A 12,729-nucleotide genomic window follows, 5' to 3' on the forward strand; every position below is an offset into this window, starting at 1 on the left:
ACGTCGTTGCTGTCTCATTATAGCTACGATGATTCGCAGAACGTAGAGCGGCGAGGCCGCGCTGTGGCTTGCAGGCCATGGCGGCCGCGCGCCGGCCGGACGTGGCCGAAGAGTCAGTGCCCCGACGACAGCTTCAGGCCGACGAGGCCGATCACGATCAGCGACGCACTGGCGACGCGCGCGACCGTCAACGCCTCGCCCATCATCACGACGCCGAAGATGAACGCGCCGACCGCGCCAATCCCTGTCCACACCGCATAGGCCGTGCCGAGCGGCAACTGGCGCATCGCGAGCGCGAGCAGCGCGAAGCTGCCGAGCGCGGTCACGACCGTGAAGACCGACGGCCACAAGCGGGTGAAACTTTCGGAAGTTTTGAGACCGGCCGCCCACGCGACTTCGAGCAGACCGGCGATCAACAGAAGAAACCAGGACATCGAGCAGCTCCATGAAAAATGGGGCCGTCCCCGATGATTGACAGAAGCGTAAGGTCGTCCTTACGTCGGCAAATTATAACGGAGCGGCATCGCGGACGAACTCACGCCGCGCCCACCAGCCGATACCCGACGCCCGTCTCCGTGACGATATGCTCCGGCTGCGCCGGATCGCGCTCGAGCTTGCCGCGCAGGTGTGCCATGTAGATGCGCAAATAGTGGTGACTCTCGACATGCGACGGGCCCCACACGTCGCGCAGCAACTGCCGGTGCGTGAGCACGCGGCCGGCGTGGCGCACGAGCGTCGCGAGCAGCCGGTATTCGATCGGCGTCAGATGCACCGCGGCGCCGTCGCGCGTGACCTGGCGCAGCGCGAGGTCGACGGTGACCGCGCCGAAGCGCACCTGCGGCGATTCGTTCGCGCCGCCGTGATTGCGCCGCCGCAGATGCGCGCGAATGCGCGCGAGCAACTCGGACACGCCGAACGGCTTGGTCAGGTAGTCGTCGGCGCCGGCGTCGAGCGCGGCGACCTTTTCGCTTTCCTGGGTGCGCGCCGATAGCACAATTACCGGCGACTCGCTCCAGCCACGCAGCTCCCGGATCACGTCGAGGCCGTCGGTGTCGGGCAGGCCCAGATCGACGATCACCAGATCGGGCTTGCGCGTCGCCGCTTCGACGAGCCCTTGCTTGCCGGTCTCGGCGTCGTACACGGCGATTCCCTCGCCTTCGAGCGCCGTGCGCACGAAGCGGCGTATCTGCTTTTCGTCTTCGATCAGAACGACGGTAATGCTCAGGTCACTCATGGGCGGGTCGGGTGAGCGGGTTGAGGTCGGCGGCGGTGTCGGCGGGGGTGTCTTCGTCTTCGAGCGTATCGAACGTCTCGGGGGCCTCGGGCGGCGTCTTGACCGGCAGCGTGAACCAGAAGCGCGCGCCCTCGACATGGCCATCCGCGGCGATCCGGTTGAGCGCGCCGATTGTACCGCCGTGCGCCTCGACGATCGCGCGGCAGATCGCGAGCCCAAGGCCGATGCCCGGTTTCGCCGATTCCTTCTCGCCGCGCGTGAACTTCTCGAACACGCGCGCTTCCATGCCGGCGGGCAGGCCGGCGCCGTTGTCGTCGATCGTCACGCGCACGAACGGCACGCCGTCCGCGTCGATCTGCTGCGCGCCGATCGCGAGCGGCGTGCCCGACGCCGTGTATTTGGCCGCGTTCTCAAACAGGTTCGAGAACAGCCGCTCCATCAATACCGCGTCGAGATGCAGCAGCGGCAGATCGGCGGGAAGCGTGACCTGCACCGGATGATCGGCGAGCACACGCCTGCACGCGCGCAGCGCGGCGCCGACGGTCTCCTCGAGCAGCGTCCATTGCTGATTCAGCTGCAGGCTACCGGCCTGCAGGCGCGCCATGTCGAGCAGGTTAGTGACGATGCCGGTCATGCGCAGCGCTTCTTCGTGGATTGCCTCGACGAGTTCGTCGTTACGATGCGCGGCGGATTGCGGGTCGGTCGGCCCCTGGCCTCCCCGCCCCTGCGCGAGCATCGACGAAAAACCAACGATCGTCGTCAACGGCGTACGCAGATCATGCGAAATCGCCGACAGCAGCGAATTGCGAAGTCGTTCCGACTCCATGTTGACGAGCGCATCGCGCGCGATGTCGACGTAATGCACGCGTTCGAGCGCGAGCGCGATCTGCGCGGCGAACGCATCGAGCATGCGCCGCTGTTCCGGCACGGTCAGCTCGCGCTCGTCACGCACGACCACCGCGAGCACGCCGCGCGTACGCATCGGCGCCTTCAGCGGCAGATACAGCGCCGCGGCGGCCGGCAGCGTGTCGGTGCCGTGGCCGGCCGGCTTCTGCTGATCGTAGACCCACTGGCCGACGTCGAGGTCGAGCGCGTCGCCTTCGAGCGTGATCGCCGGGTCGGGGTCCTCGATTTTCTGTTTGAGCTGATCGGCGCTGTCCGGCAGCAGGATCGCGACTCGCGCGCCGAACACTTCGCTCAAGTGCCGGGTGCCGATGCCGACGATCTGCTCGGTCGCGAGCGCCGCGGCGAGCTCGCGCGCCATCTCGTACATCGCGCCGGTGCGCTGCTCGCGGCGTCGCGCGACGCTCGCCTCACGGCGCAGGCTCGACGTCAGATGGCTGATCACGAGCGATGTCAGCAGCATGCCGAAGAAGGTCAGCAGGTACTGGGTATCGGACACCGACAGCGACATGCGCGGCGGCACGAAGAAAAAATCGAACGCGGCGACGCTCGCGAACGACAGCACGACACCCGGCCCGCGGCCGAGCTTCACCGCGGTGAAGATCACGCCGAGCAGATACAGCATCACCAGATTGGTCAGATCGATGCGGTCGATCAACTGGCTCGACAGCATCGTGATCGCCGCGCCGATCGCAAGCGCGAACGCATACGCGCGCGGCGGCGAGCGACGCTCGCGCGCCGCGCTCAACGCCTCGCGCCACGCGTTCGCGGTCGTGTTCAACAGCTGCCGTTGCTCGCCGCCGTCGCGCTCCGACGCCACGCGAATCAGCGTGAGATCGAGATCGCCGCTCTTCTCGGCGATGCGCTCGCCAAGCGGCCGGCGCAGCCAGCGGCTCACGCCCGTGCGCGACGAGGCGCCCGCCACCAGCTTCGATACGTTGCGCGCCTGCGCGTAACCGATCAGCGCGTCGAGCGCATCGGGGGCGGCGAGTGTCGCGGTTTCGGCGCCGAGTTCGGCGGCGAGCTTCAGCGCGTTCAGCGTGCGTGCGCGGCGCGCGTCGGGCAGACGCTGCAACGCGGGTGTTTCGACATACACCGCGAGCCAGTCGGCCCTCAGGCTCGCGGCGAGGCGCGCCGCCGAACGCACCAGCGCCGGCGCTTCGGGACCAGGACCCACGCACACCAGCAGCCGCTCGCGCGCCTGCCAGATGCGCTGGATCGAACGATCGGCGCGGTACTCGCGCATCTGCGCGTCGACGCGATCGGCGGTGCGGCGCAGCGCGAGTTCGCGCAGCGCGATCAGGTTGCCCTTGCGAAAGAAGTTGCGCACCGCGCGCTCGGCCTGCTGCGCCATGTACACCTTGCCGTCGCGCATGCGGTCGAGCAGTTCCTCGGCCGGCAGATCGACGAGCGTGACTTCGTCGGCATGATCGAACACGCGATCGGGCACGGTCTCCCACACGCGGATGCCGGTGATCTGGCCGACCACGTCGTTCAGGCTCTCCAGGTGCTGCACGTTGACGGTCGTATACACGTCGATGCCGGCGTCGAGCAGTTCGTAGACGTCCTGCCAGCGCTTCAGATGGCGCGCGCCCTGCACGTTCGAATGCGCGAGTTCGTCGACGAGGATCAGCTGCGGCTTGCGCGCGAGCGCGGCGTCGAGATCGAACTCGCCGAGCTTGCGGCCGCGATACTCGATGTGCGCGAGCGGCTGCACGTCGAGACCCGCGAGCAACGCGGCGGTTTCGCTGCGCCCATGCGTTTCGGCGATGCCGACCAGCACGTCGACACCCTCTTCCTTGCGGCGGCGCGCGGCCTGCAGCATCGCATAGGTCTTGCCGACACCTGCCGACGCGCCGAAGAAGATTTTCAGCCTGCCGCGCAGGCGTTTTTCTTCGTCGCGCTGCAGTTTGTCGAGCAGTTCGTCAGGATTGGGGCGGTTCATGCTCAGTGATTGTCATAGTCGTGCGAGCGGCGGTGTCTGCATGGTGGCATGGCCCGCGCCGGCCCGCAAATGGCGCAGCGGCGCCACGCGGACGCCGCTGTCTTATCGATGAACCGCAATGGGGGCTGATGCGTTGTCGTTGCGTTCCGTGTCAACCGCGCGTCATTTCATCGAGCGCCAGGTTGAGCTTCAGCACGTTCACGCGCGGCTCGCCGAGCACGCCGAACTGGCGACCCGTCGTATAGCGCTCGACGAGTGCCTGCACGTCGTTCGGCGCAAGGTGACGGGCCTGCGCGACCCGCTCTATCTGGTACGCGGCCGCGGCCGGACTGATCTCCGGATCGAGCCCGCTGCCCGACGACGTGACCAGATCGACCGGCACCGGCTTCGACATGTCGGTGCCCGCCTCCTTCAGTGCGGCGAGACGGCCCTTGATCTCGTCGAGCAGCACCGGGTTGTTCGGCCCGAGGTTCGAGCCGCCCGAGGCCTGCGGGTTATACGGCATCGGGTTCGTCGCCGACAGCCGGCCCCAGATGTACTGGGGCGCGTCGAACTGCTGGCCGATCAGCTGCGAGCCGACCACCTTGCCGTTCTGCTCGATCAGGCTGCCGTTGGCCTTTTCGTGGAACGCCGCCTGGCCGAACGCGGTCATCACCGCGGGATAAGCGAGTCCGGTGACCGCGGTCAGCACCACGAAGATCACGATCAGCGGACGAAACAGATTATTCATGATGGGTCTCTTTCCCTTTTCATCAATGCTGGTTATTGCGTAGCGACGCGTTGCGCACTCAAACCCAGCCGAACCCGGCGAGCACCATATCGATCAGCTTGATGCCGATGAACGGCACGATGATCCCGCCAAGGCCATAGATCAGCAGATTGCGGCGCAGCAGGATCGCCGCCCCGAGCGCGCGATAGCGCACGCCCTTCAGCGCGAGCGGAATCAGCAGCACGATGATCAGCGCGTTGAAGATCACCGCCGACATGATCGCCGAGGTCGGTGTCGCCAGATGCATCACGTTCAGCGCATTCAACGCCGGATACGTCGATGCGAACGCGGCCGGAATGATTGCGAAGTACTTGGCGACGTCGTTGGCAATGGAGAACGTGGTCAGCGAACCGCGCGTCATCAGCATCTGTTTGCCGATCTCGACGATCTCGATCAGCTTGGTCGGATTCGAATCGAGGTCGACCATATTGCCGGCCTCTTTCGCCGCCTGCGTGCCGGTGTTCATCGCGACCGCGACGTCGGCCTGCGCGAGCGCGGGCGCGTCGTTGGTGCCGTCGCCGGTCATCGCGACCAGACGTCCTTCGGCCTGATGCGCGCGGATCGTCGCGAGCTTCGTTTCGGGTGTCGCTTCGGCGAGAAAGTCGTCGACGCCCGCTTCAGCCGCGATCGCGGCGGCGGTCAGACGGTTGTCGCCCGTCACCATCACGGTCTTGATGCCCATTTTGCGCAACTCGGCGAAGCGCTCCTTGATGCCGCCCTTCACGACGTCCTTCAGCTCGATCACGCCGAGCACGCGCGCGCCCTGCTCGCCCTTCTCGGCGACCACGAGCGGCGTGCTGCCGCGTCGCGCGACCTCGGCGACCGCATTGCTGACTTCGTTCGGGAAACGGCCGCCGTTCGCTTCGACGTAGTGCTTGACCGCATCGGCCGCGCCCTTGCGGATTTCACGGCCGTGCGTTCCGGCGGGCGTCCCTTGCGGCGACAGATCGACGCCGCTCATGCGGGTCTGCGCGGTGAACGCGAGAAACACCGCATGCAGCGAGGCCATGTCGCGCTGACGGATATTGAAGCGCTGCTTCGCGAGCACGACGATGCTGCGGCCTTCCGGCGTTTCATCAGCCAGCGATGACAACTGCGCGGCATCGGCAAGCGCTTCTTCGCTCAGACCCGGCGCGGGCAGGAACTGCGACGCCTGGCGGTTGCCGAGCGTGATCGTGCCGGTCTTGTCGAGCAGCAGCACGTCGACATCGCCGGCCGCTTCGACCGCGCGACCCGAGGTCGCGATCACGTTCGCCTGCATCATGCGGCTCATGCCGGCCACGCCGATCGCCGACAACAGGCCGCCGATCGTCGTCGGGATCAGACACACGAGCAGCGCGACGAGCGCGGTGATCGTCACCACGTGGCCCGCCTTGGCGGCCTCGACGGAAAACATCGAAAACGGCAGCAGCGTCGCGGTGGCGAGCAGCATTACGATCGTCAGCGCGACGAGCAGGATGGTCAGCGCGATTTCGTTCGGCGTCTTCTGACGCTTCGCGCCTTCGACCATCGCGATCATGCGGTCGAGGAACGCCTCGCCCGGGTTCGCCGTGACGCGCACGACGATCCAGTCCGACAGCACGCGCGTGCCGCCCGTCACCGATGAAAAGTCGCCGCCCGACTCGCGGATCACTGGCGCCGATTCACCGGTGATCGCCGATTCGTCGACCGATGCGACGCCGTCGATCACTTCGCCGTCTGCCGGAATCACGTCGCCGGTCTCGACCAGCACGACGTCGCCTTTACGCAGATCGGTCGCGGTCGTGATGCGGATCGGCGACTTCGGATGCGGCTCGTTGAGCTTCTTGGCCATCACGTCTTTCTTCGCGCTGCGCAGCGACGCGGCCTGCGCTTTCGAGCGGCCTTCGGCTAGCGCCTCCGCGAAGTTCGCGAACAGCACCGTGAACCACAGCCACAGCGTGACCGCGAGAATGAAGCCCGCGGGCGCCTCGGCCTGACCGCCGAGCGCGGCGATCCACAGAATGGTCGTCAGAATGCTGCCGACGTACACGCAGAACATCACCGGGTTGCGAAACTGCGTGCGCGGCGTGAGCTTTTTAAAGGAGTCCACGATCGCCGGGCGCATCAGCGCCGGGTCGAACATGGACCGCGTAGCGTTATGTTCAGTCATTGAATCCTCGAATATCCTTGTGCGCTTGCAAGCTTGCTCGTGCAAGCGCCTGTTCGGCCGTTGGGCGTCGTTGATCGCGGCCCCGCGTCACTTCACGCCGATCATCATCAGATGCTCGACACCGGGACCGAGCGCGAGCGCCGGCACATAGGTCAGCGCGCCGACCAGCAGCACCGTGCCGAGCAGCAGCACGACGAACAGCGGGCCGTGCGTCGGCAGCGTGCCGCCGGTGACGCCGATGCGCTTCTTCGCGGCGAGCGAGCCAGCGATCGCGAGCACCGGCACGATGGTGCCGAAGCGGCCGAACCACATCGCGATCGCGGTGAGCCAGTTGTAGAACGGCGTACTCACCGTGAGACCCGCGAACGCGCTGCCGTTGTTGTTCGCGGCCGAGCTGAACGCATAGAGAATTTCGGAGAAGCCGTGCGCGCCGGGGTTCAGGATGCCGGCCTTGCCCGCATCGGTGAGCACCGCGATCGAGGTGCCCACCAGCACCAGCAGCGGCGTGAGCAGCACGACGATCGATACCATCTTCATCTCGTACGCCTCGATCTTCTTGCCGACGTACTCGGGCGTGCGGCCGATCATCAGCCCCGCGACGAACACCGCGAGCAGCGCGAACACGAGCATCCCGTACAGCCCGGAACCGACGCCGCCGAAGATCACTTCGCCGAGTTGCATCAGCAGCATCGGGTACAGGCCGCCGATCGGCGTCAACGAATCGTGCGTATTGGCGACCGCACCGCACGAAGCGGCCGTCGTCGCGACCGTGAAGATGCCCGACTGCGCGATACCGAAGCGCGTTTCCTTGCCCTCCGCGTTGCCGCCCGCCTGCAGCGCGTTCGCCGACTGATCGACGTTGAGCGCCGCGAACGCGGGATTGCCGCTTTGCTCGGCGCTGATCTCGCCGAACACGCACACGCCGAACGCGATCGTCATTGCCGCGAGCACGGCCACGCCCTGCCGGCGATCGCCGATCACGCGGCCGAACACGAGCGCGAGCGCCGCCGGGATGATCAGCATCGAGAAGATCTGCACGAAGTTCGAGAACGGCGTCGGGTTTTCGTACGGATGCGCGGAGTTGCCGTTGAAGAAGCCGCCGCCGTTGGTGCCGAGCATCTTGATCGCTTCCTGCGATGCGACCGGACCCATCGCGATGGTCTGCGTCTTCACGGGCGTGTCGACCGTCACCGGATTGCCCTTCGCGTCCTTCACCGGATTGCCTTGCGCGTCGAGTTTCGGCGCGGCGTAGGTGGTGGTCTGCAGCGTCGGCACGTCCTGATAGGCCTTGAAGTTCTGGATCACGCCCTGGCTCATCAGCAGTGCGGCGATGATCGCGGCCATCGGGATCAGCACGTACATCGTCACGCGCGTGATATCGACCCAGAAGTTGCCGATGGTCTGCGCGGTATGCCGCGCGAAGCCGCGAATCAGCGCCATCACGACGGCGATGCCGGTCGCCGCCGACAGGAAGTTCTGCACGGTCAGGCCGAGCATCTGCGTCAGATAGCTGACCGTTTGCTCGGGCGTGTAGTCCTGCCAGTTGGTGTTCGCCACGAAGCTGACCGCGGTGTTGAACGCACCGTCGACCGACATCGCGCCGAACTGCTGCGGATTGCCGGGCAGCCACCCTTGCACGCGCAGCAGCACGTACAGGAACACCACGCCGAGCACGTTGAACGCGACCGTGGCGATCGCGTAGTGCTTCCAGCCCATTTCCGCCGCAGGATCGACGCCCGCGATACGGTAAAGCAGCCGTTCGAGCGGCGCGCCGAAGCGCACCACCCGTGAACTGCCGTCCATCACGGCGCCCAGGTAGCCCGCCACCGGCACCGCGGCGGCCAGTAGCACGACGATCAAAAGACTCGCCTGCAGGACATCGTTCGTGTTCATTCAATGTCCTCCGCGCGCAGCAGCGCATACACGAGATAAACGAACAGCAGCGCGGTGGACGCGCCGGCCAGCCACAGCATCCAGGTCATTAGCGTGCTCCCTGTCCGCGACGCAACTGCATCAGCTTCTCGCAGCCGCCAATCAGCCCAAAGGTCAGCACGGCAAACAGCGCCAAGCCACCGACATACAGCACATCCATTCTTGTTCCCCATTTACGGATTTTGGTTAGATGGAACGGTATGCCGATCCGCCTAAAGGTCGGGTCAAAGATTGCGGGGTGCGCGTAAAAATCGCGTAAACGGAAAAGGCCGTTTCATCTCGCGATGAAACGGCCTTCGTAGGGGTCGGGTAGCGCGGCCGGAGCCCGCGAAGTTTTTTACGGCAGCAGGATCGTCGACCCCGTCGTGCGGCGCCCTTCGAGGTCCGCATGCGCCTGGCCGACGTCCGGCAGCGCATAGCGCTGATTGATGCTCGTATTGACCTTGCCCGAACTCAGCACGTCGAACAGTTCGGCCGACATCGCCTCGTAATCGGCGCGTTTCGCGATATAGGTGAAGAGCGTCGGTCGCGTAAAGAACAGCGAGCCGCGTCCCGCGAATTCCGACGAATCGATCGGCGGCAGCGGACCCGACGCGTTGCCGAAGCTCACGAACAGGCCGAGCGGCGCGAGGCAGTCGAGCGACTTTTCGAAGGTGTCCTTGCCGATCGAATCGTAGACGACCGGCACGCCCGCGCCGTTGGTGATCTCGCGTACGCGCTTGGTGAAGTTCTCCCGCGTATAGACGATCGCGTGATCGCAGCCGTGCGCTTTCGCGATCTCGGCTTTCTCGTCGGAACCGACCGTGCCGATCACCGTCGCGCCGAGCGCCTTCGCCCACTGGCACGCGAGCAGGCCGACGCCGCCCGCCGCGGCCTGAATCAGGATCGTGTCGCCGGCCTTCACCCGATACGTGCGGCGCAGCAGATACTGCGCGGTCAAGCCTTGCAGCATCACCGACGCGGCCTGCTCGTTGCTGATCGCATCGGGCAGCTTGACGACCTGCGCAGCCGGCAGCACGCGTTCCTGCGCGTACGCGCCGGGGGGCCGCGCGACATACGCGACGCGATCGCCGACCTTCAGACCGGTCACGCCCGAGCCGAGCGCGCTGACCTCGCCGGCCGCCTCCATGCCGAGCCCGCCCGGCAGCGGCAGCGGATACAGCCCGGTGCGGAAGTACACGTCGATATAGTTGAGACCGACCGCCGTCTGGCGGATGCGGATCTCGCCCGCGCCGGGCTCGCTCACCTCGACGTCGACCCATTTCATTACTTCGGGGCCGCCGGTTTTGTCGAATCGGATTGCCTTGGCCATCATGTCTCCTTGATCTGTACGAATGTAGGTGCGGCCACGCGCGCGCTCACGCCTCGCCGGACAGGCGCAGCGTCAGCACGTCGAGCACCATGCGCGCGGTCGAGATGTTCGTCGCGCACGGAATGTTGTGCACGTCGCACGCGCGCACTAGCGCGTTGATGTCCGGCTCGTGCGGCTGCGGCGTCATCGGATCGCGCAGGAAAATCACCATGTCGACGCGCCCTTCGGCGAGCTGCGCGCCGATCTGCAGGTCGCCGCCGTGCGGGCCCGACAACATGCGCTCGACCGTGAGGCCGTGCGCGTCGCTGATGCGGCCGCCGGTTGTGCCGGTCGCCACGATCTCGCAGCGCGCGAGCGTGTCGACGTATTCGCCGGCCAGTTTGACGATGTCGTCCTTCTTGTGATCGTGCGCGATCAGCGCAATGCGGGTGCTCATGACGTAAGACTCCTCAAACCGTTGTGAATATCGTTGTTGTGATGTGGCGGTTCAGTACGTGCCCGGATAAGCGCCGCCGTCGATCAGCCAATTCTGCCCGGTGATGTAGCCGGCATGCGTGCTGCACAGGAACGCGCACGCGCGGCCGAATTCTTCGCGATTGCCGAAGCGCCCGGCGGGGATCGTCTTCATGCGCTGCTTGCGCGCTTCGTCGATGGAAATGTTGTGCGTCTTCGCCTGCGCCTCGAACGTGACCGCGATGCGGTCGGTATCGAACAGACCCGGCAGCAGGTTGTTGATCGTCACGCCGGTCGGCGCGACCTTGCGCGCGAGACCCGCGACGAAACCGGTCAGCCCCGAGCGCGCGCCGTTCGACAGGCCGAGCACGTCGATCGGCGCCTTCACCGCCGAGCTCGTGATGTTGACGATGCGCCCGAAGCCGCGCGCGCTCATCGTGTCGATGGTCTGACGGATCAGCTCGATCGGCGTCAGCATGTTGGCTTCGAGCGCGCGGATCCAGTCGTCGTGCGTGAAGTCGCGGAAATCACCCGGCGGCGGCCCGCCCGCGTTATTGACGAGGATGTCCGGCTGCGGGCAGGCGGCGAGCGCGGCGGCGCGTCCTTCGGGGGTGGTGATGTCGCATGCGACGGTCTTCACCTCGACGCCGCTCTGCTTGCGGATCGCCTCGGCGGTCGCTTCGAGCGTTTCGGCGGTGCGCGCGACGATCGTCAGGTTGACGCCCTCGGCGGCGAGCGCTTCCGCGCAGCCGCGCCCCAGACCCTTGCTCGCCGCGCAAACCAGCGCGGTACGTCCTGCGATTCCCAAATCCATGTGTATGCCCTCGTGGCGAAGTTTCCCCAGATTCTAGAAGAATCGGTGCCGGACTGTGCCGCGCCGCTGCAATCTCAGGTATCGCCGGGCGGTACTCTTTCGGTAAACTTGCGCGGTGGCGCATATTTCCACCGTTCGTCCGAGCTTCGGGCGCGGACGGACGCAACGGATGAGCGCGCCGAACCGATCCACCTTGCCGCCGCGCGCGAGCCCGCCATGACCCAGGACAGCCGTTTCCCCAATCTATTCATCCTCGATCACCCGCTGATCCAGCACAAGCTGTCGCACATGCGCGACCGGGACACGTCGACGCGCACGTTCCGCGAGTTGCTGCGCGAAATCACGCTGCTGATGGGCTACGAAATCACCCGCAACCTGCCGATGACCACGCGCCGCATCACCACGCCGCTCGTCGAGATCGACGCGCCGGTGATCGCCGGCAAGAAGCTCGCGATCGTGCCGGTGCTGCGCGCGGGCGTCGGCATGTCGGACGGCCTGCTAGAGCTGGTGCCGTCGGCGCGCGTCGGCCACATCGGCGTGTATCGCGCGGAGGATCATCGGCCGGTCGAATACCTGGTGCGGCTGCCGGATCTCGAAGACCGCGTGTTCATCCTCTGCGATCCGATGGTCGCGACCGGCTACTCGGCCGTGCACGCGGTCGATGTGCTCAAGCGCCGCAACGTGGCCGCCGAGAACATCCTGTTCCTCGCGCTCGTCGCCGCGCCCGAGGGCGTGCAGGTGTTCCAGGACGCGCACCCGGACGTCAAGCTGTTCGTCGCTTCGCTCGATTCGCATCTGAACGAGCACGCGTACATCGTGCCGGGCCTCGGCGACGCGGGCGACCGCTTGTTCGGTACGAAGAACTGATACGCAGGCGCCGGCGGGGTGGCTCGGCAGTGTCCCTGCCCTGAAGCGGCCCCGCTTTCGACGGCATCCGGCGGTCCCGGCGACACATCGGCGCCGCCTCCGGTCGTTTTCGCTTCGATTTCATTGCATTTGCGGCCGGTTTCGCGCCGCGGCCCCGCTGCCGCACCGTCGCGGCGTGATAAAATTCGAATCCGCTCGACGAGCGGCTCGACCCGCAAGATCACTCGCACCACCGTCTGCAATTTCGACCGGCGCCCCGCGCCTTCGCATCAGGTCATGCGGCGCCTGGCCGCGCAAGCTGCCCCGCTGCCATCGCGCTGCCGCCCTGCGGCCCCGCTTGGGCCGCGGCTCATGTATGAACCGGCTCGA

Annotated in this window: 12 protein-coding genes; 1 reads left to right on the forward strand and 11 read right to left on the reverse strand. The window is 66.3% G+C overall.

The annotated features are described in order from the left end of the window. Window positions 1-113: 113 nt before the first annotated feature. The 11 genes from sugE to GCT19_RS00115 form a co-directional block, all read right to left on the reverse strand. Window positions 114-434, reverse strand: coding sequence for a quaternary ammonium compound efflux SMR transporter SugE (sugE, locus tag GCT19_RS00065; protein ID WP_018431535.1), 321 nt, complete (start codon window positions 432-434; stop codon window positions 114-116). 101 nt (window positions 435-535) lie between these two features. Further along, complete coding sequence (gene kdpE / locus GCT19_RS00070) at window positions 536-1,234, reverse strand: two-component system response regulator KdpE (protein ID WP_152850715.1); 699 nt, start codon at window positions 1,232-1,234, stop codon at window positions 536-538. Next, on the reverse strand, window positions 1,227-4,082 hold the full coding sequence (locus GCT19_RS00075) for a DUF4118 domain-containing protein (protein WP_152850716.1): 2,856 nt from the start codon (window positions 4,080-4,082) through the stop codon (window positions 1,227-1,229). The genes kdpE and GCT19_RS00075 overlap by 8 nt, the downstream gene beginning before the upstream one ends. 151 nt (window positions 4,083-4,233) lie before the next feature. Then, window positions 4,234-4,812 (reverse strand): potassium-transporting ATPase subunit KdpC, encoded by a 579-nt coding sequence (gene kdpC, locus GCT19_RS00080; protein WP_152850717.1) that lies wholly within the window; start codon window positions 4,810-4,812, stop codon window positions 4,234-4,236. Between the two features lie 58 nt (window positions 4,813-4,870). Then, complete coding sequence (kdpB, locus tag GCT19_RS00085) at window positions 4,871-6,982, reverse strand: potassium-transporting ATPase subunit KdpB (protein WP_152850718.1); 2,112 nt, start codon at window positions 6,980-6,982, stop codon at window positions 4,871-4,873. 87 nt (window positions 6,983-7,069) lie between these two features. Then, window positions 7,070-8,875, reverse strand: a complete 1,806-nt coding sequence (gene kdpA / locus GCT19_RS00090) for a potassium-transporting ATPase subunit KdpA (RefSeq protein ID WP_152850719.1) — start codon at window positions 8,873-8,875, stop codon at window positions 7,070-7,072. Then, window positions 8,872-8,964: a K(+)-transporting ATPase subunit F gene (gene kdpF, locus GCT19_RS00095; protein WP_013088901.1), complete on the reverse strand. Its 93-nt coding sequence runs from the start codon at window positions 8,962-8,964 to the stop codon at window positions 8,872-8,874. The genes kdpA and kdpF overlap by 4 nt, the downstream gene beginning before the upstream one ends. Further along, window positions 8,964-9,074, reverse strand: coding sequence for a hypothetical protein (locus GCT19_RS00100; RefSeq protein ID WP_018431541.1), 111 nt, complete (start codon window positions 9,072-9,074; stop codon window positions 8,964-8,966). Before GCT19_RS00100 ends, kdpF begins: the two co-directional genes overlap by 1 nt. Window positions 9,075-9,251: 177 nt before the next feature. Further along, window positions 9,252-10,226, reverse strand: coding sequence for a quinone oxidoreductase family protein (locus GCT19_RS00105; RefSeq protein ID WP_152850720.1), 975 nt, complete (start codon window positions 10,224-10,226; stop codon window positions 9,252-9,254). A 46-nt stretch (window positions 10,227-10,272) separates the two neighbouring features. Beyond that, a complete protein-coding gene (locus GCT19_RS00110) occupies window positions 10,273-10,662 on the reverse strand; it encodes a methylglyoxal synthase (RefSeq protein ID WP_013088898.1) in 390 nt (129 codons plus the stop codon). A 51-nt stretch (window positions 10,663-10,713) separates the two neighbouring features. Further along, window positions 10,714-11,493, reverse strand: coding sequence for an SDR family oxidoreductase (locus GCT19_RS00115; RefSeq protein ID WP_018431542.1), 780 nt, complete (start codon window positions 11,491-11,493; stop codon window positions 10,714-10,716). Window positions 11,494-11,709: 216 nt separating this feature from the next. Between GCT19_RS00115 and upp the strand changes: the two genes are divergently transcribed. After that, window positions 11,710-12,360, forward strand: coding sequence for a uracil phosphoribosyltransferase (upp, locus tag GCT19_RS00120; protein ID WP_013088896.1), 651 nt, complete (start codon window positions 11,710-11,712; stop codon window positions 12,358-12,360). Window positions 12,361-12,729: the final 369 nt, after the last annotated feature.

It is taken from the genome of Paraburkholderia atlantica, assembly GCF_009362785.1.
Lineage (GTDB): Bacteria > Pseudomonadota > Gammaproteobacteria > Burkholderiales > Burkholderiaceae > Paraburkholderia > Paraburkholderia atlantica.

What these genes read in the sequence shown, in the direction of transcription:
- GCT19_RS00100 (WP_018431541.1), bottom strand. Translation starts at nt 9,074, where the DNA reads ATGGATGTGCTGTATGTCGGTGGCTTGGCGCTGTTTGCCGTGCTGACC.
- kdpC (WP_152850717.1), bottom strand. Translation starts at nt 4,812, where the DNA reads ATGAATAATCTGTTTCGTCCGCTGATCGTGATCTTCGTGGTGCTGACC.
- kdpE (WP_152850715.1), bottom strand. Translation starts at nt 1,234, where the DNA reads ATGAGTGACCTGAGCATTACCGTCGTTCTGATCGAAGACGAAAAGCAG.
- kdpA (WP_152850719.1), bottom strand. Translation starts at nt 8,875, where the DNA reads ATGAACACGAACGATGTCCTGCAGGCGAGTCTTTTGATCGTCGTGCTA.
- GCT19_RS00115 (WP_018431542.1), bottom strand. Translation starts at nt 11,493, where the DNA reads ATGGATTTGGGAATCGCAGGACGTACCGCGCTGGTTTGCGCGGCGAGC.
- sugE (WP_018431535.1), bottom strand. Translation starts at nt 434, where the DNA reads ATGTCCTGGTTTCTTCTGTTGATCGCCGGTCTGCTCGAAGTCGCGTGG.
- kdpF (WP_013088901.1), bottom strand. Translation starts at nt 8,964, where the DNA reads ATGACCTGGATGCTGTGGCTGGCCGGCGCGTCCACCGCGCTGCTGTTC.
- GCT19_RS00110 (WP_013088898.1), bottom strand. Translation starts at nt 10,662, where the DNA reads ATGAGCACCCGCATTGCGCTGATCGCGCACGATCACAAGAAGGACGAC.
- GCT19_RS00075 (WP_152850716.1), bottom strand. Translation starts at nt 4,082, where the DNA reads ATGAACCGCCCCAATCCTGACGAACTGCTCGACAAACTGCAGCGCGAC.
- GCT19_RS00105 (WP_152850720.1), bottom strand. Translation starts at nt 10,226, where the DNA reads ATGGCCAAGGCAATCCGATTCGACAAAACCGGCGGCCCCGAAGTAATG.
- kdpB (WP_152850718.1), bottom strand. Translation starts at nt 6,982, where the DNA reads ATGACTGAACATAACGCTACGCGGTCCATGTTCGACCCGGCGCTGATG.
- upp (WP_013088896.1), top strand. Translation starts at nt 11,710, where the DNA reads ATGACCCAGGACAGCCGTTTCCCCAATCTATTCATCCTCGATCACCCG.